Below are 20,734 nucleotides of genomic sequence, written 5' to 3' on the forward strand. Positions count from 1 at the left end.
ATTTTTTCCTAGCTGCGCAGAAGCCGCAGCCGGACCGAACGCTCCAGGACAGGGCCATGAGATCGAAATCCGAAAAACCATCCGAGAACCTGCTTGAGGAATTGCAGACCGCGCTCTCGCACGGCACCGTCGCGCGCCGGGTCGAGGCCCTGCGCCGCGTCACCGATCTCTTCATCAACAATGCGGTGGATTATTCCGACGAGCACATCAGGGTGTTCGACGACGTGTTCCAGTGCCTGATCGAGCAGATCGAGGCCTCGGCGAGAACGCTGCTCGCCAACCGTCTCGCGCCGATCGCGGCCGCGCCGCCCAAGATCATCCGCACGCTCGCGCTCGACGAGGTGATCGAAGTCTCCGGACCCGTGCTCTCGAAATCGGAACGGCTGGACGAGGCGACCCTGATCGAGATCGCGCGCACCAGGAGCCAGGCGCATCTCAAGGCGATCTCGCTGCGGCGGGTGCTGTCGGAAGCACTGACCGACGTGCTGGTGGCGCGCGGCAACGAAGACGTCGTGCAATCGACCGTCAGCAATCCGGGCGCGCAGCTCTCCGAGGGAAGTTTCACCGACCTCGTCACGCGCGCCGAACGCGACGATGACCTCGCCACCTGCATCGGCCTGCGGCCCGACCTGCCGCGCCATCACTACCTGAAGCTGATCGCCAAGGCGTCCCTGAGCGTGCGCAGGAAGCTCGAGACCGCGCATCCGGAGCTCGCGGACGAAGTGTCCAGCGTGGTCCAGGAAGCGACCCAGCGGGTCCGCGCCGCCGCCATGACCAGGCAGACCGAAATGGCGCGCGCGCTGGTGAGATCGCTGCACGAGGATGGTCGTCTCAACGAGTTCCAGGTCACCAGCTTCGCCGAGCAGGGCAAGTTCGACGAGACCAATGCGGGGCTCGCGGCGCTCGCGGGCGTCGCGGTCGAGACCGCCGAGAACATGATGATCGAGAGCCGCAACGAGGGTGTGATGGTCCTCGCCAAGGTCGCGGGCATGCAATGGTCGAGCGTCCGCGCGATCATCGCCATGCGCGAAAAGCTCTCGGGCGGCTCGAAGACCGACATGCTGACGCTGCGCGATGCCTACGAGGCCCTGCGCTCATCGACCGCGCAGCAGGTGCTGCGCTTCCACCGCATGCAGCAGGGCACGACGCCGGTGGCGTGAGGCCGGCGCGCTAGTAGCGCAAAACTTTCGAACCCGCGTAGGCGCCGATCGCGGTCACGAGCGCCGTCGCGATCGTGTACCAGGTCGCGACGAACAGCGGCGAGTCGTCGGTGCAGTGCGAGGCGTAGAGCGTTGCGGCAAGGCCGGCCGACAGCAGGCCGGCGAGCGCGCCGGCGAGTGCAGGATGCGACGGCGCGCCGTGGCGCAGGCCGAACAGCGCGCCCGCAAGCAGCGGCAGCGACATCGCGGGGATCGCGAGCATGCACACCCGGGAGTTCTTGCCCACCAGCCGCATCGTCATCGGCATCGCCGGAGCCATCATGGTCTCGCTGCCGATCGCAACCGCAAGCAGGCCGACGGGAAGCAGCAGCAGCCAGCCCCAGCCGCGCATCAAGGCTTCGGGCCGCGACAGATGCAGGCTGACGATGATCGCGGGGATCGCAAGCGACAGCGTGACCGCGAACTTCGTGTCGAAGAACGGATTATGCATCGCGGTCATCACGTCGGGCCGCACGCCCAGGAAGCTGGCGAAGATCAGGATCGAGAACGGTGCCGCCACCAGCAGCGCCATCGTCAGCACGGCGCCGACGCGCGGCGCGCGATGCGCGTTGTCGGCCGCGAGCGAGCGAATGAGTTGATCGGTATCCATGACTAGTGGTCCCGCAGTTTGGCAGTCAGCGCCGCAAGTCCGCGATGCAGCGCGACCCGCACCGCACCTTCGCTCATCGAAAACTTTGACGCCGTGTCCTTGATCGAAGCGCTGTCGACGGCGATCGACTGCAGCACGTCGCGCTGGCGCTGCGGCAGCGTATCGAGCTGCGTTGCGACCTCGGCCGCCGAGGCTGTCTCCTGCGGCGCCTCGCCCGGCAGCGTCTCGGCGAAATCGTCGATGTTGACGAAGACCCGCCGGCCCCGCCGCCGGAGCGCATCGATCAGCTTGTTGCGCCCGATCGCAAACAGCCACGGGGCGAAGGGGGCTTCGCTGTCCCAGGTGTGCCGCTTCAGATGCACCGCCAACAAAATCTCCTGCACGATATCCTCGGCCTGGTCGGGAGGCTGCCCGGCCCGCGCCAGACCCCGCCTCGCGGCAGCGCGCAGCACAGGCGTGACCGCCTTCAACAGGCGATGATACGCCGCATCATCGCCTGCCATGGCCGACCGCATCAGGCCGGTCCACTCGTCCTCACGTCCGCGCACGCGCCCTCACCATGCAATTCGGCAGCTCTTTCAGTTTGTTACGCCGGCACCAGAACGATCACGACTTCGTGATCTTCGCCGTGCCTCGCCACGCGATGCGGCCGTCGAAACCCGCGACGGCTCATAACACCGATCGGTCCCGTCCGCATCCGGCGGCCGGTTGCGAGGCGGCGGTTTGCCCCGCTTTTGCCCGGGATAGCCCGAAGATTCCCATTTTTTGCCCCGCTGTGGTCACGCCCCAGGGGCTCTGTTCGGTCCCGGGACAGGCGGAATTGGGGAGATCGTCAACATGATGAAAGCCAGCGGGCGCGCCGCACTGATTCTTCTTGCCGGCCTTTTCGTGCTGGTCGGAGCCGCTGCACAGGCGGCACCGAGTTCAGCCGCAAGCAGCAAATCGGACAGCGCGAGCAACCAGGCCGACGTAGTCAAGCCGAGCAAGCAGCGGCACCATGCATCGCGCCACCGCGACAGCGGCAAGACGGCGCAGAAATCCGACGACAAGGCCGACAAGAAGGACGGCGCGGCGAAGGCCGAAAACGACGTGCCGGCCTTGAGCCAGATGCCGCCGGCAGTCGCCAACGCCAACGCGCAGATCGCCGCAGCCGATACGCCGACGGCTGCCGCGGCCTCCGCGTTGACCGGCCGCGCCAACGACAACGTTCAGGCTGCAGCCGATAATACCACCGCGCCGAATGACGAGGCTCAGGTGGTGGCGCCCGATCAGCTCAACGACATCGACCGCGCCCTCCAACAGGACCCGCCGGCACAGAAGGCGGTGATCGCCGCAACCGACGCGCGGCCGGCGCCGGTGATGGCGAGCAGCCACAGCTCGGCCTGGGACCAGAGCTCGCTGATCGGCAAGATCTTCATCGGCGTCGGCACGCTGCTGACGCTGGCCTCTGCCGCACGCATGTTCTTCGCTTGATGCTTGGCCTGATTTTGGGGTGAGGGACCTCGTCCGGAACGCGCGTCTCGCCGCGCGTTCCGGACGGCCTCGTTCCGACAGCTTTTCGGCCCTTGAAGCCCACCGCGCCAGCGGGCACATTGCCCGCCCAATCAAACGCGTGGGTGGAGCATGAGCACGTTCGAACACATCATCGTCGAGAGCAAAGGCGCGGTCGGCATCATCAAGCTGAACCGGCCGAAGATGCTCAATGCGCTCTCCTTCGGCGTCTTCCGCGAGATCGCCGCGGCCGTCGACGATCTCGAGGCCGATGACGCCATCGGCTGCATCGTCGTGACCGGCAGCGAGAAGGCCTTTGCCGCCGGCGCCGACATCAAGGAGATGCAGCCGAAAGGCTTCATCGACATGTTCTCCGAGGATTTCGCCGCGATCGGCGGCGACCGCGTCGCGCGCTGCCGCAAGCCGACCATCGCCGCGGTCGCGGGCTATGCGCTCGGCGGCGGCTGCGAGCTCGCCATGATGTGCGACTTCATCATCGCCGCCGACACCGCCAAGTTCGGCCAGCCCGAAATCACGCTCGGCACCATTCCCGGCATCGGCGGCACCCAGCGCCTGACCCGCGCGATCGGCAAGTCGAAGGCGATGGACCTCTGCCTCACCGGCCGCATGATGGATGCGGCGGAAGCGGAGCGCTCAGGCCTCGTCAGCCGCATCGTGCCCGCCGACAGGCTCATGGACGAGGTCATGGAAGCCGCCGAGAAGATCGCATCGATGTCGCGGCCCGCCGTCGCCATGGCCAAGGAAGCGGTCAACCGCGCCTTCGAGACCACGCTCGCCGAAGGCATGAGCGTCGAGCGCAACCTGTTTCACGCGACCTTCGCGCTGGAGGACCGCTCCGAGGGCATGGCGGCGTTCATCGAGAAGCGCAAGCCGGTGAACAAGAACCGGTAATAGCCGCGGGCGGTCAGGCTGGTGTAAGGCTTCGCCGCTCTGGTGCAGAAACCCTGTGACGCACCTGCAACAAGCACGGAATAGATGGGGGTTTTCCCCGCGGCAGTTTGCCTGCGGGACCCCGGCTGGTTAAACAGTTAAGAGGCCACCGTCGGCGGGGGCGGACAGCCGGGGTTTAGCAGGATTACATGATTGGGCGTGCCGCCAGAGTTGGTCGCGTGATGACGCGGCATCGATCGGGCGTGGGTCCTGTGCTTGCGACATGGACCACGCTGGCGCTCTGTTGCGCCCTGCCCTCAGCCGCATGGGCGGAAGCCCTGCCGGAGGCGCTCGCCAAGGCCTACCAGACCAACCCGCAGCTCAATGCCGAGCGCGCGCGGCAACGCGCCACGGATGAAAACGTGCCGCAGGCGCTCGCCGGCTACCGGCCGCAGATCGTGGCAAGCCTCAGCGCCGGCCTGCAATCGGTGCGCAATTTGCTGCCCGACAACACGATCCAGACCGCCAATCTGAAGCCGTGGATCATCGGCGTCACCGTGACGCAGACCCTGTTCAACGGGTTCCGCACCGCCAACAGCGTCCGCGCCGCGGAACTTCAGGTGCAGTCCGGCCGCGAGGCGCTGCGCAATGTCGGTCAGGGCGTGCTGCTCGACGCGGTCACCGCCTACACCAACGTGCTCGCCAACCAGTCACTGGTCGAGGCGCAACGCTCCAACGTCGCGTTCCTGCGCGAGACGCTCGCCGTCACTCAGCGCCGCCTCAACGCCGGCGACGTCACGCCGACCGACAGCGCCCAGGCCGAGGCGCGGCTCAGCCGGGGGCTCGCCGATCTCAACGCCGCGGAAGTCGCGCTGGCGGTGAGCCAGGCGGTCTACGCGCAGGTGATCGGCAATGCGCCAACGCAGCTTCGGCCCGCCGAAGTCGTCGACCGCTATCTGCCGAAGAGCCGCGAGGATGCGCTGACGACGGCGATCCGCCAGCACCCGGCGGTGATGGCGGCGGGCTTCGACGTCGATGTCGCCTCGACCAACATCCGCGTCGCCGAGGGCGCGCTGCTGCCGAGCGCCAGTCTTCAGGGCAGCGCCAGCAAGAGCCGCAGCAACGACCCGACGCTGAGCACCATCGCCGAAGACCAGGCCTCGATCGTCGCCAACGTCACCGCGCCGATCTACGACGGCGGCCAGGCCGCCGCACAGACCCGACAGGCCAAGGAGATCACGGCGCAGAGCCGGCTCGTGCTCGACCAGGTCCGCAACCGGGCGCGCACGGCGGCGACCAGCGCCTGGGTCGCCAATGAGGGCGCCAAGATCACGGTCTCCGCTTCCGAATCAGAGGTGAAGGCCGCGACCGTCGCGCTCCAGGGCGTGCAGCGCGAGGCCGCCGGCGGGCAGCGCACGACGGTGGACGTGCTGAACTCGCAGGCCGATTTGATCCAGGCCAAGGCCCGCCTGATCGGCGCACTGCGCGACCGCGTCATCGCCTCCTACACGCTGCTCAGCGCCGTCGGCCATCTCGACGTCAAGACGCTTAGCCTCAACACGCCGGACTATCTGCCCGAGGTGCATTACCAGCAGGTCCGCGACGCCTGGCACGGCCTGCGCACGCCGTCGGGGCAGTAGTTTCAAATCGTCTGGCCTGATGCCGATGAAGAGCCGCCGCATCCATCTGATGGGAGCTTCGGGCTCCGGCGTGACGACGCTCGGTCGCGCGCTCGCCGGCCGGCTTGCGCTGCCGCATCACGACAGCGACGATTATTTCTGGCTGCCGACCGCGCCGCCCTACCAGACGACACGCACTGCCGCGGATCGTCTGCGCCTGATGCGCGAAATGTTTCTGCCGCGTCTCGATTGGGTGCTGAGCGGAACCGTCACCGGCTGGGGCGACGAGCTCGTCCCGTTCTTCGATCTTGTCGTCTTCGTGACGACGCCGCGCGAGCTTCGCTTGCAGCGCCTGCGTGGCCGCGAGGCTACGCATTTCGGAGCTGATGCCGTCGCACAGGGTGGCTGGCGTCATGAGGAGACGGAGTCGTTCGTCGAATGGGCCTCGCGCTACGAAGCCGGCGATCGCGAGGGCCGCAGTCTCACAAAAGATGAAGCCTGGCTCGCGGGCCTGCCCTGCCCGGTCGTGCGGATCGACGGCTCACGCCGGCTTGCGGATCTTGTCGAGCAGCTATGCAGCGAAGCGGAGTTGGTTACCCGGCTGATGTGATACCGTTCCGGTCCCACCTCAAAAATAACGAAGCAGGGAGAGAACCATGCTCAACCGACGCAGCGTCCTGCTTGCCTCCCTTGCCGCCGGAGTAGCCATGACCAACAAAGCTCACGCCCGTGCGGCGCAGCCCGCGACGCCGGTCGATTTCGACGTTCCGGCCCTTGCCTGCGATTGCCACACGCACATCCATGGTGACGTCGAAAAGTTTCCGTTCTTCGCGGGGCGCGTCTATACGCCGGAACCGGCAAGCCCCGAGGAAATGGCGGCGCTGCACAAGGCGCTGCATATCGAGCGCGTGGTGATCGTGACGCCGAGCGTCTACGGCACCGACAATTCCTCCACCTTGTTCGGCATGAAGGCGCGCGGCGCGACAGCGCGCGGAGTGGCCGTGATCGACGACAAGACGACCGAAGCACAGCTCGACGCGATGCAGGCGGACGGTTTTCGCGGCAGTCGCATCAATCTCGCCACCGGCGGCGTCAGCGATCCGAATGTCGGCCGCGCGCGCTTCACCGCCGCCGTCGAGCGCATGAAGGCGCGCGGCTGGCACGTGCAGCTCTACACCACGCTGCCGATGATCTCGGCGATCAAGGAGCTCGTGCTGGCTTCGCCCGTGCCGGCCGTGTTCGACCATTTCGGCGGCCTCGAGGCGTCGCTCGGACTGGAGCAGCCGGGATTCTCCGACCTGGTCGCGCTCGTCAAATCCGGCAAGGCCTATGTGAAGATCTCGGGAGCCTATCGCTCGTCGAACCTCGCGCCCGACTATCAGGACATGGTGCCCTATGCCCGGGCGCTGATCGCGGCGAACCCGGACCGCATCGTCTGGGGCACCGACTGGCCGCATCCGGATTCCAGCCCCGTCGAGGGACGCAAGCCCACCGACATCGCGCCCTTCTATCAGATCGAAGACGGCCGGCTCCTCAACCAGCTTCCTGTGTGGGCGCCGGATGCGGAGGTGCGCAAGAAGATCCTGGTCGACAATCCCGCGCGTCTCTACGGATTCTGAGGCGCGGCGACGGCGCGCGATCAGCGCGCGCGGCGGGAGAAGAAGGAGATCAGGACCGGCAAGGTCACCAGGATCACGACCGGCGCGAGCATCATGCCGGTGACGACGACGACGGCGAGCGGCTTCTGCACCTGCGAGCCGATGCCTTCCGACAGCGCCGCCGGCAGCAGGCCGACGCCGGCAACGACGCAGGTCATCAGCACCGGCCGGAGCTGCAACTCGCCGGTGCGTATCACCGCGCTCACGCGGTCCATGCCTTCTTCGATCAGCTGGTTGAACTGCGACAGGATGATGATGCCGTCCATGACCGCAATGCCGAACAGCGCGATGAATCCGATCGCGGCGGAGACGCTGAAGGCGGTGCCGGTGATCAAGAGACCGAGCACGCCGCCGAAGATCGCCATCGGAATCACGCTCATGGCGAGCAGCGTGTCGGTCATCGAGCCGAAATTGAACCAGAGCAGCACGCCGATCAGCGCCAGCGAGATCGGCACCACGATCGACAGCCGGCGGATGGCGTCCTGGAGATTGCCGAACTCGCCGACCCAGTCCATGTGCGCGCCGGGCGGCAGCTGCACCTGCTCGGCGACCTTCTGTTGCGCCTCGCGGATCGCGCTGCCGAGGTCGCGCTCGCGCACCGAGAACTTGATCGGCAGATAGCGTTCCTGCTGCTCGCGATAGATGTAGGCGGCACCGGAGACGAGGCTGATGGTGGCGACCTCGCTCAGGGGAATCTGCGTGACGGTGCCGTTGGGGCCAGGCGCGCCGATGCGCAAATTCTGGATCGCCTCGGCGCTCCTGCGATATTCCGGCGCGAGGCGGACGATGATCGGGAAGTGACGATCGGAGCCCGGCTCGTAGAGATCGCCCGCGGTATCGCCGCCGATCGCGACCTTGATCGTGGCGTTGATGTCGCCGGGCGCGAGCCCATAGCGCGCGGCCTTGGCACGGTCGATGTCAATCTGAATGGTCGGCTGCCCGAGCGAGGTGAACACCGCAAGGTCGGTGACGCCTTGCACTGTCGCCAGCACCGACTTGATCTTGTTGGCGGTGTCGGTGAGCGCCTGGAGATCGCTGCCGAACAGCTTGATCGAGTTCTCGCCCTTCACGCCCGAGACGGCTTCGGAGACGTTGTCCTGGAGATATTGCGAGAAGTTGAATTCGACGCCGGGGAAGCGATCGTCGAGCTGCTTCAACAGCTGCGCGGTCAACTCTTCCTTGTCGTGCGTTCCCGGCCATTGGCTTGCGGGCTTGAGGGGGGCGAAGAACTCGGCGTTGAAGAAGCCGGCAGCGTCGGTGCCGTCATCGGGGCGGCCATGCTGCGACACCACGGATTCCACCTCGGGCCGGGCACGGATCAGCTTGCGCATCTCGTTGACGTAGGTGTTGCCTTCCTGGAGCGAGATGGTCGGCGGCAGCGTGGCGCGGATCCAGAGATTGCCCTCTTCCAGCTTGGGCAGGAATTCGAGGCCGAGCAGGCGGCTGAGCGCCACCGTCATCAGCACGAGACCGACCGCGCCGCCGAGCATGATGCCGCGGTTGGCGACGGCCCAATTCAGCACCGGCATGTAGATCCGGTGCAGGATCCGCATGACCCTCGTCTCGGTCTCCTCGAGATGCGCAGGCAGAATGATCGCGGACAGCGCCGGGGTAACCGTGAAGGTCGCGAGCAGCCCGCCGGCGAGCGCATAGGCATAGGTGCGCGCCATCGGCCCGAAGATGTTGCCCTCGACGCCGGACAGCGTGAACAACGGCAGGAACGCCGCGATGATGATGGCGGCGGCAAAGAAGATCGAGCGCGACACGTCGGCGGCGGCGCTGAGGATGGCGTGGCTCTTCATGCCGAACAGCGTCTCGGGCGACATCTGCTCGGATTCCGACACCGGCGTGGTCTGCGTCAGGCGGCGGAAGATCGCTTCCACCATGATGACGGTGGCGTCGACGATGAGGCCGAAATCGATCGCGCCGACCGACAGCAGATTCGCGGATTCCCCGCGTAGCACCAGGATGATCACGGCGAAGAACAGCGCGAACGGAATCGTGGCGCCGACGATCAGCGCGCTGCGGAGATCGCCGAGGAACATCCACTGCAACAGTACGATGAGCAGGATGCCGACCACCATGTTGTGCAACACGGTGTGGGTGGTGAGTTCGATCAGGTCCCCGCGATCGTAGATGCGCTCGATGCGCACGCCGGGCGGCAGGATGCTGGAGTTGTTGATGGTTTGAACGAGCTGGTGGACGCGCTTGATGGTTGGCGAGCTTTGCTCACCGCGGCGCATCAGGACGATGCCCTGCACGATGTCGTCGGAATCGTCGATGCCGGCAATGCCGAGACGGGGTTTTTGGCCGACAGTGACGGTGGCGACGTCCTTGACCAGCACCGGATTGCCGTTGGTCTGCGAGACCATGGTGTTGGCGAGGTCGTCGATCGAACGGATCAGGCCGACGCCGCGTACCACGGCCGATTGCTGGCCGATATTGACGGTGTTGCCGCCGACATTGACGTTGGAATTGCTGACCGCCTGGAGCAATTGCGGCAGTGTCAGGCCGTTGGCGACCAGCTTGTTGAAATCGACCTGGAGCTCGTAGGTCTTGCTCTTGCCGCCCCAGCCGGTGACGTCGATGACGCCGGGCACGGCGCGGAAGCGGCGCTGCAGAATCCAGTCCTGGATGGTCTTGAGATCGAGCACGCTGTAGTTCGGCGGACCGACGAGGCGGTAGCGGAAGATTTCGCCGATCGGGCTGAGCGGCGAGATCTGCGGCTGCACATTACCCGGCAGCGGCGCGAGCTGCGCCAGGCGGTTCAAGACCTGCTGCTGCGCCTCGTCATAGGTGTAGGCGAAGGAGAACTGGAGCTTGATGTCGGAGAGGCCGTAGAGCGAGATGGTGCGGATCGTCGTGAGGTTCTTCAGACCCGCGACCTGGGTCTCGATTGGAATCGTGATGTAGCGCTCGATCTCTTCCGCCGACAGGCCCGGGCTCTGCGTCACGATGTCGACCATCGGCGGCGTCGGATCGGGATAGGCCTCGATGTTGAGCTGGTTGAACGCGATCAGGCCGCCGATCAGCACGGCGAAGAACATCCCGACCATCAGGAAGCGCCGGTTGACGGCAAGGGCGACGAGACGATCCATTCAGGTCTTCAATTTTCTTGGGTCGTCGATCAGCTACCGGACGCCGCGCGGTCGATGAACAGGCTGCCCTTGGTGACGACCTGCTCGCCTGGCTTCAGATTGCTGGTGACCTCGACGAAATTGCCATTGATGAGGCCGGTCTTGATCTGGCGCAGCTCGACCGACTTGTCCTCGCGCGCGACCCAGATGCGGACCTTGTCGGCCTCGTAGATCAAAGCCTGCTTCGGCACCGCCGGCGCGGCACGGTCGCCGGCCGAATAGATCGTGACGTTGGCGAACATTTCCGGCTTGAGCAGGCCGTCCTTGTTGTCGATGGTCGCGCGAACCAGCAGGCGGCGGGTGTTGGGATCGATGGCGGCGGCGACGTAGTTGATCTTGGCGGTCAGGGGGTGGCCCGGCAGCGCCATCACGTTGACGCTGATGTCCTGGCCGATGCACACCGCGGCCGCATCGCTCTCGCGCACGAAGGCGGTGAGCCAGACCGTGGAGAGGTCGCCGATCACGAAGACCGGATCGCTGGCGCCGGAATTGACGTATTGGCCCGGACCGATCTTGCGCTGCACGACGGTGCCGGAGATCGGCGAATAGATCGTGATCTCCCGATCGATGACGCCCTTGTCCTGGAATGCCTTGATGGTCTCGTCGGTGAAGCCGAGGATGCGCAGCTTGTTGCGCGCGGCTTCCAGCGCCGTCCCCGAGGAGCGCACGTCGTTCTGCGCCTGGACCTGGGTCGTTTCGGCCTGCTGATAGTCCTTCAGCGGAATGGCGCGGCCCTCATAGAGGTCCTTGGCGCGCCTGAACTGGATGTCGGCAAGATCGATCGCAGACTTCGCCTTGTTCTGCGCGGTCATCGCCGCGATGAAATCGTTCTGGGCCTGCACGGTGTCGGCGGCCTCGATCGTGAACAGCGGTTGACCTTGCTTCAGCATCTCGCCCGGCTTGGCGAGCAGCTTGGTCACCCGGCCCGCATAGGGCGAGAACACCGGCGTCGAGCGATCCTCGTCGACCGCGACCTTGCCCTCGGTGACATATTCGGCCCGGAAGGTCTTGGCCTTGACCGGCTCGATCGTCAGCGTCGCCCACTCGGACGGCGTCGGCGTGAAATTCTGCGCATTCCTACGCGACTGGCTGGAGACCTCGGAGTGGCTCTTTTCCTTGGCCCCCGCACGCAGGAAGCCATAGGCACCGGCGCAGGCGAGTGCCAGTAAAACTACGGATGTGATCACCCGTTGTTTTGTAAACACCTGCAATCGCTTGGTATTTTCAACTACCATGGGGCCCGGTCAAGTCTGCGACGATCTCGGCAGACGCCTGCCTTATCGGTCGCGCTAATAGTGCTGAATTGGGATTTCAAACAACCTAAAAAACGCCAGCCACCTTTCCGTTTGCGTTAAAATATTGCATCGCGTCAGCTTCACGTCAGTTTCGCGCCGGCCACTGTGGCGGATGACTGCCGAGCGGCATCGCCGGGCGGCTCCATCGCGCCGGCGTGGTCGACAGCAGCGCAGAATGGCGCACCGCCTTCAACGTGCCGAAGCCAGATGGCACGGACTCGATGAATGCAGCATGTACGGCCTCGCCCGTAAGATCCGGGGTATCCAGGCCGCCATCGAGCCGGCCGAGCTTCCACAGCCAGCGTCCGGTCTGCGCCAGCGACACGCGCACGTGCCAGCTCCCGCCCTCGCGGGCCTGGCGTGCCTTGGCCATCATCGCACCGAACGCCATCAGATAGCCGGTGGCATGGTCGAGCATCTGCGCCGGCAATTCCTTGGGACCGTCGATGCCCGCGGCCTGCCCCTCGGCGTGGTTGAAGCCCGTCGTGGTCTGCACCAGTGAATCGAAACCGCGCCGCTCCGCCCAGGGGCCGGCATGGCCATAGGCCGACAGCGTGACATAGACGATGCCGGGATTGATGTTCGCTGCATCCTCCGGCGCGAACCCGAGGGCTGCGAGCGCTCGCGGGCGATAGCCTTGCGAGAAGATGTCCGCGCCCTTCAACAGCTCGCGCAGCTGCGCCCTGCCCGCCTCGCTTTTCAGCTCGACCAACGTGGTGAGCTTGCCGCGGCCGGTATCGATGGTGAGCCAGGGAATGGCCGGCAGCTCCGGCCCCGAGACGAGCAGCACATCCGCGCCGTGCGCGGCGAGCGTGCGACCGGCAACGGGGCCTGCGATGACGCGCGAGAGATCGAGCACGCGCAGCCCGGAAAGCGGACGATCGCCGTTCGACAATCCCTGCGGCCACGGCTTTGGCGGGGCCTCGCCGATCTTCTCGATCGAGACCAGCGGCAGTTCGGCGAGCGCGCGCGCCTGCGGCAGCGCGGACCATTCGTCGTAGGAACGCATCAGGGCGACGACGCCGCCCGCGGCATAGGCCGCAGTTTCAAAATCCTCGCCCTTCCATTGCATCAACGCGGCCTGAACCTTGTCGCGCTCGGGCTCGCAGCCGAGCACGTTGCAGACGGCGTCGCGATGATGCGGGAAATTGGTGTGACAGCGGACGAAGCGGTTGTCGCCGGTCTTGTAGACACCGGCGATGGCGTCCCAGGCTGGCGGTGGTGGCTTGTCGTCGAGGCGCAAATAACGCTCCGAACGGCATTCGGCGACGGCGTGGCGCATGTCGACGGAGACGTCCTGCGTCTCACCGCTGCGCAGTCTCCAGATTTCGGCGGCGGCAAGGCCGGCGGCGGCGATCGTCGTCTGTCCGGCGACAGCGACGCGAAATGAGGACGGAATTTGCGACTCCTCGCCGGTCAGCCGCACGCGTCCGAGCGCGGCCCTGTCGCCGCCGATGGAGGTCCAGAGATCCCTAAGAATATCGGCGGGGCTTTGCATGACCGCTTCTCTCCCTTTCAGATTTGAGCATGATCCTTTCGGAAATCCGCTGCGCATTTTCCGGATCATGCTGTAGTTTTCGCGACCATGTCATGATCGCAGAAAGGAATGCAATGGCTGCCGTAGATCCCCTCACCGCAGGCGCCGTGTTCATCGCAACGGCGGCCACCGACGCAGTCTATGTCATGTTCACCTCGGCCGTGATCGCGCGCAAGCGCGTGCCGGCGGCGAACTGGAGCGCGGTCTGGTACCTGCTCTCCTCCTACGCCGTGATCAGCTACACCGAAAACCCGTTCTATGTCGCTTTCGCGGCGATCGGCTCTTGGGCCGGCGCCTACGCCTCGCTGACCTTCCTGCACCGCCCGCCCGGCGGCCCGCCGGTGGGGGCGGCACCGGAGTGAGGGAACCGCCTCTCCGCGTCGTCATTGCGAGGAGCCCTTGCGACGAAGCAATCCAGACTGTCTCTGCGGATGCATTTCTGGATTGCTTCGCTACGCTCGCAATGACGAATTGGAGAGTTCAGCATGTCTCCTGAAACGGCTACACTCTTTGCACCAACAAAAAGGAAAACCAAACAATGGATCTCGGTCTCAAAGGCAAGAACGCCATCGTCCTCGGCGGCACGCGCGGCATCGGGCGGGCGATTGCGGCAACGCTGGCCGGCGAAGGCGCCAATGTCGCGGTGTGCGCGCGCAACGCGGATCAGGTTGCGGCGACCGTCACTGAACTCAAGGCAAGCGGAATCCGTGCCAGCGGCGGACCGGTCGACGTCACCGACGGCGCGGCGCTGAAATCTTGGATCGAGACCGCTGCAAAGGAGCTCGGCGGCGTCGACCTGCTGTTCGCCAATGCCGGCGCGATGGCGCAGGGCCACGATGCAGCATCCTGGGAGCAGAACTTCCGGCTCGACGTGCTCGGCGCCGTGCATGCGTTCGACGCCGCGCGGCCGTTCCTCGAGGCCAGCGGCGAAAAGAGCGGAGATGCCGCCTTCGTCATCATCTCCTCGATCTCGGCGGCGCAGGCCGATCTCGCCAGCTCCTACGGCCCGATCAAGGCGGCGCTGATCCACATGGCCAAGGGATTGGCGCGGCAATACGCAAAGAAGAAGATCCGCGTCAACGTGGTGTCGCCCGGCACGGTCTATTTCAAGGGCGGCGTCTGGAATATGATCGAGCAGAAGATGCCGGAGCGCTACAATGATGCGATGAAGCGCAATCCGACGGGCCGCATGGCAACGCCACAGGAGATCGCAAGCGCGGCGGTGTTTCTGGCAAGCCCGGTGTCGGGGTTCACCACGGGCTCCAATCTCGTCGTGGACGGCGCGATCTCGAACCGGGTGAATTTTTGAGACGAGCACACTGTCGTCGCCCGGCTTGACCGGGCGACCCAGTATTCCAGAGACGGCTCGGCTAGAGCCGAGGGGCCGCAGCGTACTGGATACCCCGCTTTCGCGGGGTATGACACCGAGAGTCTGACACGGCCCGGCTCAACAAGCTCGTCATTGCGAGCGCAGCGAAGCAATCCAGAGTCTTTCCGCGGGCGGCAGTCTGGATTGCTTCGCTGCGCTCGCAATGACGGTGTGGCGACATTCTGCGTCACATTCTCAATGAAAATCCCGCGATGGCGGCAGGATGCGGACGTTGCGGGGGTGACGGATTTTTTGCGCCGGCATATCCGCGTGGGCCCCGGGATCGTCGTTGAGGGGCTCGATCAGATCGGCGCCTGCCGGCACCGGATGCTTGCGGCTCAGCGCGTCGTTGGCGAGGCCGACCAGATCGTGCGAGCGGTCGACCATGCGCTGGGCGATGAGATGCGTCACCTTTTCGGGGCTGCTCTGGATATAGCCCTCGACCAGGATGAGGCGCGCGCCCATCACCTCCTTGCGGTACTGCTCCATGATCTTGGGCCACACCACGACATTCGCGATGCCGGTCTCGTCCTCCAGCGTCATGAACACGACGCCGCTGGCGCTGCCCGGCCGCTGCCGCACCAGCACCACGCCGGCGCAGCGGACGCGGCGCCGCTCGTTCTCATGGCTGACGTCCCTGCAGGCCACCACACGCTCGCGCGAAAACATCTCGCGCAAAAATTCCATCGGATGGCCCTTCAGCGATAGCCGGATGGTCTGGTAGTCCGCGACCACCTGCTCGGCCCGCGGCATCTCCGGCAACGGTTTTGCGTGCTCGTCCGGCTGCTCGCGCGCGGTCGCGGCCTCGAACAGCGGCAGCGACACGTCGTCGGGCAGCCGCCGCACCTGCCACAGCGCCTCGCGGCGGTCGAGGCCGAGCGAGCGGAACGCGTCGGCATCCGCGAGCAGGATCAGCGCACGCTTGGGCAGCCCGGTGTCGCGGGCGAAGTCTTCGAGCGAGGTGAAGGGACCGCTGTTGCGGGCGTCGATGATCAGGTCGGCCCAGTCTTTCTGAGTGACGTAGACCTTGCCTTGCCGTTTCGCCTGCGCCTCTTTGAGCAACTCCTCATCGGGATCGAGCCAGTGAAAGCCGTCGATCTGACGGAAGCCCAGGCGCACGGCGCAGTATTTGCCGTCGGTGTTCTCCAGCGTGTTTTGCGCAAAGCTGCAGGATACGTCGATGTCGCGCACCTCGACGCCGTTCTTGCGGGCGTCGCCGACGATCTGCGCCGGCGCGTAAAAGCCCATGGGCTGCGAGTTCAACAGGCCGCAACAGAACGCATCGGGGTGATGATATTTCAGCCATGACGAGATGTAGACGAGCTGAGCAAAGCTCGCGGCATGGCTCTCTGGAAAACCGTAGGAGCCAAAGCCCTTGATCTGGTCAAAGCAGCTTCTGGCGAAGTTGGGATCGTAGCCGCGCGCGACCATGTTGCCGATCAGCTTCTCCTCGTATTGGCCGATGGTGCCGACATTGCGGAAGGTCGCCATTGAGCGGCGCAGGCCGTTAGCCTCCTCGGAGGTGAACTTTGCTGCTTCGATCGCGATTCGCATGGCCTGTTCCTGAAACAGCGGCACGCCCTTCGTCTTGTGCAGCACCTTGTAGAGCTCATCCGCGGGACCATGCTCGGGCGATGGCGAGGGATAGGTCACTTTCTCGATCCCGTTACGCCGTCGCAAATAGGGATGCACCATGTCGCCCTGGATTGGCCCCGGCCGCACGATCGCGACTTCGATGACAAGGTCGTAGAAGGTCCGCGGCTTCAACCGCGGCAACATGTTCATCTGGGCGCGGCTCTCGACCTGGAACACGCCGAGGGATTCCCCAGCACACAGCATGTCGTAAACCTTGGGATCGTCCTGAGGGACACTCGCCAGCACCCAGCGCTTGCCCTTGTGGTGGTCGATCAAATCAAAACATTTCCGGATGCAGGTCAGCATGCCCAGCGCGAGCACGTCGACCTTCATCATGTTGAGCGCGTCGACGTCGTCCTTGTCCCATTCGATGAAGGTGCGGTCGTCCATCGCGGCGTTGCCGATCGGCACATAGGTGTCGAGCCGGTCCTGCGTCAGTACATAGCCCCCGACATGCTGGGAGAGATGGCGCGGGAATTCGATCAGCTCGGTCGCGAGCTCGACCGCGAGGTTGATCATGGGATTGTTGGGATCGAGCCCGGCCTGCCTGACCTGCATGTCGTTGAGGCCCTTGCCCCAGCTTCCCCAGACGGTGTCGGCAAGCGCAGCGGTGACGTCCTCGGTCAGGCCCAGCGCCTTGCCGACGTCACGGATGGCGCTGCGCGGGCGGTAATGGATGATCGTGGCGATGATCGCGGCGCGGTGGCGGCCGTAGCGGCGATAGACATATTGCATCACCTCCTCGCGCCGCGAATGCTCGAAATCGACGTCGATGTCAGGCGGCTCCAGCCGCTCCTTGGAGATGAAGCGCTCGAACAGGAGATCGACGCTGGTCGGATTAACGGAGGTGATGCCGAGCACGTAGCAGACCGCTGAGTTCGCCGCCGATCCCCGCCCCTGGCACAGGATGTTCTGGCTGCGCGCATAATGCACGATGTCGTGCACGGTGAGGAAGTAGTGCGCGTATTTCAGCTCTGCGATCAGCGCGAGCTCTTTCTTCAGGGTCGCGCGAAGCTTGTCATCGATGTTGCCGCCGAAATATGTCTGCACGCCCGCCCAGGTCAGATCCTCCAGATGCCCCTGCGCGGTCTTGCCCCGCGGCACAGGTTCGTCCGGATACTGGTATTTGAGTTGGTCGAGCGTGAAATCGATCTTGCCCGCAAAGCGCATGGTCTCCGCGATCGCCTCGGGAAAATCTCGGAACAGCCGCGACATTTCGCGTGGCGTCTTCAGGAAGCGCTCGGCATTGGCTTCGAGCTTCCGTCCGACCGCCTCGATCGTGGTCTTTTCCCGGATGCAGGTGAGCACGTCCTGGAGCGGGCGGCGGCCGGGATGGTGATAGAGCACCTCGTTGGTTGCGAGCAGCGGCACGTTTGCTTTGGCGGCGAGATCATCGAGCCGCGCCAGGCGGCGGCGGTCGTCGCCGCGATAGACCAGGCTCGCCGCCAGCCACACGCCCTCGGCGCGGCTGTCCTTAAGCTTGGCGAGAACATCCAGCGCCTGCGCGGGCTCGAAGCGATGCGGCAGCGTCAGGACCAGGAGCTGGCCCTCGGAAAACTCAAGAAGGTCGACAAAAGTGAGATGGCATTCGCCCTTCTCGATCCGCGTGATGTCGTCGCCGCGCTTGCCCCTGGTGAGGAGCTGGCACAGCCGGCCATAGGCGGCGCGGTCGCGCGGATAGACAAAAATGTCGGGCGTTCCGTCGATGAAAACGATGCGCGCGCCGATCAGCAATTTCGGCTTGTGCAGCACCTTGTCATTGTCGAGCTCCTTGTAGGCGCGCACGACGCCGGCGAGCGTGTTGTGGTCGGCAATGCCGATCACGGGAATGCCGAGGATGCTCGCCTGATGCACATAGGCGCGCGGATCCGAGCCGCCGCGCAGGAAGGAGAAGTTGGTGGTGATGCCGATCTCGGCATAAGCGGGCGTGTTCATGCGAAGAGACCGTGCACATACCAGTTGGGGGGAATGGGTTTACCTTCGTCGTCGAACACCTCTCCTTCGTAAAGACCGTCGCGAAAGATCCAGAAGCGCAGGCCTTCGGCATCCTCGATGCGGAAATAATCCCGCGTCAATTGCTTGCCGTCCTGCCGCCACCATTCCATCGCGATGCGCTCGGGCCCTTCCACCCGCACCACCGCATGCAGCGCGCGCCGCCAGGTGAACTGATGCGGCGGGCCGTCGGGCACGGTCGCGAACGGCACCTTGATCGGCTCCGGTCTGTCGAACAGCCGCAGGGGGCGCAGCGGCGGCTCGCTCTCGGCGCGCGCCGGCCATTCGGCCTGCATAGCCACGGCGAGATGGTGCTGGGCAGGCGCGGCCAGCACCGCACATTCCGGGATATGGGTATCCTCAGGCAAATGCACGACGACGCGCTTTCCGCCGATGCGCGCGGCGATGCGGTCGATCAGCGCGGCGAGCTCGTCATTGTCATGGACATGGGCGTCGAGATCGCGCTGCTCCTGCACCACGATCTCGGTGCGGCTTGCCGACAGTCGTACCATGTCGAAACCGAAGCCGGGATCCAGCGGATCGGCGAGCGCATCGAGGCGCTCGCGGAACAGCCGGTCGATGACTTTGCTTTGCGTGACCGGCCGCCCGGTCTCGACCATGATCGCGCGCACCACGCCGTCGGTGCGAAAGAAGGCGGCTTCCAGGCGCCGCGCACCCTTGCCCTGCTTCTCCATGGACGCGATCAGCGTGTCGGCCAGCCGCGACAGCGTCATCGCGATCATGGTGTCGGTGGCGATCGGTTCGGCAAAGCGCTTCTCCACGATGTAATCCGGCAGCGGTTTGCGCGGATTGATCGGGGCATCGCCATGCCCCTGCGCATGCGCGAGCAGCGTGGAGAACCGCGCGCCGAACCGCGCCGTGATCTCATGCGGCTCGCGCGAGGCGACATCGCCGATGGTTTTCAGGCCGGCGCGACGCAGGCCCGTGGTGATGGCCTCGCCCGCACCGAGCGCGGACACCGGCAGCCGGCTGACCGCCGCCGCCTCCCCGCCATCGGCGACGATGGTGCCGGAGGCCTGCCGCGTCAGCGTGCGCGCGCAGACCGAGGTGCCGGCGATCGCCGCGCTGACGGCAAAACCCTGACGGGCGAGCCCGCGGACGAAGGTCTGCAACAACGCAGCCTCGCCGCCGAACAGATGCGCGCAGCCGGTGATGTCCAGAAACAGCCCGTGCGGCGGATCGAGCGCCACCAGCGGCGTGAAGCGATCGCACCAGTCGGCGACGTCGCTGAGCGTCTTCGCATCGGCCACGACATCGGCGTCGAACACTTTCAAGTCCGGACACATCGCCCGTGCATTGGCCAGGGGCTGGCCGATGTGCAAGCCGAGGCGCTCGGCGGCTTCGTCCAGCGCATGGATCACCAGCGCATTGTTGTCCTTGATGACGACGATGCTCGGATCATTGGTCTTACCCAGCGCGCCGAAGAACCGCTGAATCCGATCGATGGGCAGGCGTGGCAGCCACAGGCTGAGGATACGTCGACGGTTCAGAGAACTGGCACTCATCACATTTCCATTCCATGATCCACCGGCCGCAGGGGCCATGACGATTGCGCAAGAGCTCGGCATCGAAGCGCGGCGCGCCCCAGGCACTCCATGCCGGGCCCGGCGGCGAATGCGCCGCGCGCAGCATCCATCGCGTCTCCGCGGTCGAGGGCAGCGGCTGCGCGGCCATCCGCAACATCAGGCCGGTGACACCGGACGATTGCGCGGCCAGTGTCAGCTTACGGCTCGCCACGAGATCGAACTGCCGCGTCTCACCCCAGAGCTCGAGCACGACGGCGCCAAGCGCGTCGCAGGCGAGCGCATCGGCCGAGGTCCGCAACGCGCTCTCGACATCGGCGGCGCGCACCATCACCACGCGGCGCGGATCGAGACCGATCTCGGCAAGCCCGCTCATCGACAGCGCGCCGGTCTCGAGTTCCGAAAAATCCTGCCGCACCCACAGCAGCGGCCGGCGCCGCGAGACACGCCCCGCAAGCCCCATGACAAAACCCGTCGCGGCGGTTCCCTGCCGGCCCTCGCAAAACACCTCGTGGATCACCGCGCGCGCGAGCCCGCCCTTCAGCGCGCTGTCGACCTCGTCGTGGCCGAGCGCGACGCGATCGTGCTGATGCACGACCTCCGCCGTCTCGATGCGCTCGATCTGGCCGCGCAAGGTCGCAAGCGCGTTCATCCGTGCGCCGCTCATATACGCCGCTCCTTCAGAGGTGATTGCCGAGGTTCTCAAAAATAAGAACCTGCGGCTGGCTCATTTGTTCATGATATGTTCTAATATAAA

General features: G+C 65.4%; 16 protein-coding genes. 8 read left to right on the forward strand and 8 right to left on the reverse strand.

The window, feature by feature from the left end; translation table 11 throughout:
- Positions 1-56: 56 nt before the first annotated feature.
- Entirely contained in the window at positions 57-1,160 is a 1,104-nt protein-coding gene (locus AB7531_RS31765; protein WP_063984608.1) for a DUF2336 domain-containing protein, read from the forward strand.
- Positions 1,161-1,170: 10 nt separating this feature from the next.
- On the opposite strand, the gene AB7531_RS31770 is transcribed toward AB7531_RS31765, so the two are convergent.
- Both AB7531_RS31770 and AB7531_RS31775 read right to left on the reverse strand, forming a co-directional pair.
- Entirely contained in the window at positions 1,171-1,809 is a 639-nt protein-coding gene (locus tag AB7531_RS31770; protein WP_014496784.1) for an NrsF family protein, read from the reverse strand.
- Between the two features lie 2 nt (positions 1,810-1,811).
- A complete protein-coding gene (locus AB7531_RS31775; RefSeq protein WP_028146986.1) occupies positions 1,812-2,357 on the reverse strand; it encodes a sigma-70 family RNA polymerase sigma factor in 546 nt (181 codons plus the stop codon).
- Positions 2,358-2,646: 289 nt separating this feature from the next.
- On the opposite strand from AB7531_RS31775, the gene AB7531_RS31780 reads away from it, so the two are divergent.
- The 5 genes from AB7531_RS31780 to AB7531_RS31800 all read left to right on the forward strand — a co-directional run bounded on the left by AB7531_RS31780 (position 2,647) and on the right by AB7531_RS31800 (position 7,429).
- Positions 2,647-3,282, forward strand: coding sequence for a hypothetical protein (locus AB7531_RS31780; RefSeq protein WP_063984609.1), 636 nt, complete (start codon positions 2,647-2,649; stop codon positions 3,280-3,282).
- Between the two features lie 150 nt (positions 3,283-3,432).
- Positions 3,433-4,212, forward strand: coding sequence for an enoyl-CoA hydratase (locus AB7531_RS31785; RefSeq protein ID WP_063984610.1), 780 nt, complete (start codon positions 3,433-3,435; stop codon positions 4,210-4,212).
- A 188-nt stretch (positions 4,213-4,400) separates the two neighbouring features.
- On the forward strand, positions 4,401-5,831 hold the full coding sequence (locus tag AB7531_RS31790; RefSeq protein WP_187387767.1) for a TolC family outer membrane protein: 1,431 nt from the start codon (positions 4,401-4,403) through the stop codon (positions 5,829-5,831).
- Positions 5,832-5,856: 25 nt separating this feature from the next.
- Positions 5,857-6,420: a hypothetical protein gene (locus AB7531_RS31795; RefSeq protein WP_063986554.1), complete on the forward strand. Its 564-nt coding sequence runs from the start codon at positions 5,857-5,859 to the stop codon at positions 6,418-6,420.
- Positions 6,421-6,466: 46 nt separating this feature from the next.
- Positions 6,467-7,429, forward strand: coding sequence for an amidohydrolase family protein (locus AB7531_RS31800; RefSeq protein ID WP_063984612.1), 963 nt, complete (start codon positions 6,467-6,469; stop codon positions 7,427-7,429).
- A 20-nt stretch (positions 7,430-7,449) separates the two neighbouring features.
- Here the strand turns inward: AB7531_RS31800 and AB7531_RS31805 are convergent, their stop codons facing one another.
- From AB7531_RS31805 to AB7531_RS31815, 3 genes are all read right to left on the reverse strand, one after another.
- The gene (locus tag AB7531_RS31805) at positions 7,450-10,566 is read right to left on the reverse strand and encodes an efflux RND transporter permease subunit (protein ID WP_063984613.1); all 3,117 of its coding nucleotides are present in this window, start codon (positions 10,564-10,566) and stop codon (positions 7,450-7,452) included.
- Between the two features lie 29 nt (positions 10,567-10,595).
- Entirely contained in the window at positions 10,596-11,840 is a 1,245-nt protein-coding gene (locus AB7531_RS31810; RefSeq protein WP_063984614.1) for an efflux RND transporter periplasmic adaptor subunit, read from the reverse strand.
- Between the two features lie 145 nt (positions 11,841-11,985).
- Positions 11,986-13,398 carry a CoA transferase gene (locus AB7531_RS31815; RefSeq protein WP_063984615.1) on the reverse strand — a complete coding sequence of 471 codons (1,413 nt, stop codon included), beginning with the start codon at positions 13,396-13,398 and terminating at the stop codon, positions 11,986-11,988.
- Positions 13,399-13,511: 113 nt separating this feature from the next.
- Between AB7531_RS31815 and AB7531_RS31820 the strand changes: the two genes are divergently transcribed.
- Positions 13,512-13,799 carry a hypothetical protein gene (locus AB7531_RS31820; RefSeq protein WP_063984616.1) on the forward strand — a complete coding sequence of 96 codons (288 nt, stop codon included), beginning with the start codon at positions 13,512-13,514 and terminating at the stop codon, positions 13,797-13,799.
- 176 nt (positions 13,800-13,975) lie between these two features.
- Positions 13,976-14,746 carry an SDR family NAD(P)-dependent oxidoreductase gene (locus AB7531_RS31825; protein WP_063984617.1) on the forward strand — a complete coding sequence of 257 codons (771 nt, stop codon included), beginning with the start codon at positions 13,976-13,978 and terminating at the stop codon, positions 14,744-14,746.
- A 255-nt stretch (positions 14,747-15,001) separates the two neighbouring features.
- Here AB7531_RS31825 and AB7531_RS31830 read toward each other — a convergent pair whose 3' ends face one another.
- Genes AB7531_RS31830 through AB7531_RS31840 form a run of 3 tightly spaced genes read right to left on the reverse strand, consistent with a single transcriptional unit; the run spans position 15,002 to position 20,644 of the window.
- Entirely contained in the window at positions 15,002-18,376 is a 3,375-nt protein-coding gene (locus tag AB7531_RS31830; protein ID WP_063984618.1) for an error-prone DNA polymerase, read from the reverse strand.
- Positions 18,373-19,959 (reverse strand): Y-family DNA polymerase, encoded by a 1,587-nt coding sequence (locus AB7531_RS31835; protein ID WP_063984619.1) that lies wholly within the window; start codon positions 19,957-19,959, stop codon positions 18,373-18,375. Before AB7531_RS31835 ends, AB7531_RS31830 begins: the two co-directional genes overlap by 4 nt.
- Positions 19,862-20,644, reverse strand: a complete 783-nt coding sequence (locus tag AB7531_RS31840; RefSeq protein ID WP_063984620.1) for an ImuA family protein — start codon at positions 20,642-20,644, stop codon at positions 19,862-19,864. Before AB7531_RS31840 ends, AB7531_RS31835 begins: the two co-directional genes overlap by 98 nt.
- Between the last annotated feature and the right edge of the window lie 90 nt (positions 20,645-20,734).

The organism is Bradyrhizobium sp. 63_E2_N1_3 (assembly GCF_052076005.1).
Taxonomy (GTDB): Bacteria; Pseudomonadota; Alphaproteobacteria; order Rhizobiales; family Xanthobacteraceae; genus Bradyrhizobium; species Bradyrhizobium barranii.

Bases quoted from the DNA above. Each gene is read 5' to 3' on its own strand.
- AB7531_RS31765 (WP_063984608.1), top strand. From the start codon at position 57: ATGAGATCGAAATCCGAAAAACCATCCGAGAACCTGCTTGAGGAATTG.
- AB7531_RS31770 (WP_014496784.1), bottom strand. From the start codon at position 1,809: ATGGATACCGATCAACTCATTCGCTCGCTCGCGGCCGACAACGCGCAT.
- AB7531_RS31780 (WP_063984609.1), top strand. From the start codon at position 2,647: ATGATGAAAGCCAGCGGGCGCGCCGCACTGATTCTTCTTGCCGGCCTT.
- AB7531_RS31785 (WP_063984610.1), top strand. From the start codon at position 3,433: ATGAGCACGTTCGAACACATCATCGTCGAGAGCAAAGGCGCGGTCGGC.
- AB7531_RS31790 (WP_187387767.1), top strand. From the start codon at position 4,401: ATGATTGGGCGTGCCGCCAGAGTTGGTCGCGTGATGACGCGGCATCGA.
- AB7531_RS31795 (WP_063986554.1), top strand. From the start codon at position 5,857: ATGAAGAGCCGCCGCATCCATCTGATGGGAGCTTCGGGCTCCGGCGTG.
- AB7531_RS31800 (WP_063984612.1), top strand. From the start codon at position 6,467: ATGCTCAACCGACGCAGCGTCCTGCTTGCCTCCCTTGCCGCCGGAGTA.
- AB7531_RS31805 (WP_063984613.1), bottom strand. From the start codon at position 10,566: ATGGATCGTCTCGTCGCCCTTGCCGTCAACCGGCGCTTCCTGATGGTC.
- AB7531_RS31810 (WP_063984614.1), bottom strand. From the start codon at position 11,840: ATGGTAGTTGAAAATACCAAGCGATTGCAGGTGTTTACAAAACAACGG.
- AB7531_RS31815 (WP_063984615.1), bottom strand. From the start codon at position 13,398: ATGCAAAGCCCCGCCGATATTCTTAGGGATCTCTGGACCTCCATCGGC.
- AB7531_RS31820 (WP_063984616.1), top strand. From the start codon at position 13,512: ATGGCTGCCGTAGATCCCCTCACCGCAGGCGCCGTGTTCATCGCAACG.
- AB7531_RS31825 (WP_063984617.1), top strand. From the start codon at position 13,976: ATGGATCTCGGTCTCAAAGGCAAGAACGCCATCGTCCTCGGCGGCACG.
- AB7531_RS31830 (WP_063984618.1), bottom strand. From the start codon at position 18,376: ATGAACACGCCCGCTTATGCCGAGATCGGCATCACCACCAACTTCTCC.
- AB7531_RS31835 (WP_063984619.1), bottom strand. From the start codon at position 19,959: ATGAGTGCCAGTTCTCTGAACCGTCGACGTATCCTCAGCCTGTGGCTG.
- AB7531_RS31840 (WP_063984620.1), bottom strand. From the start codon at position 20,644: ATGAGCGGCGCACGGATGAACGCGCTTGCGACCTTGCGCGGCCAGATC.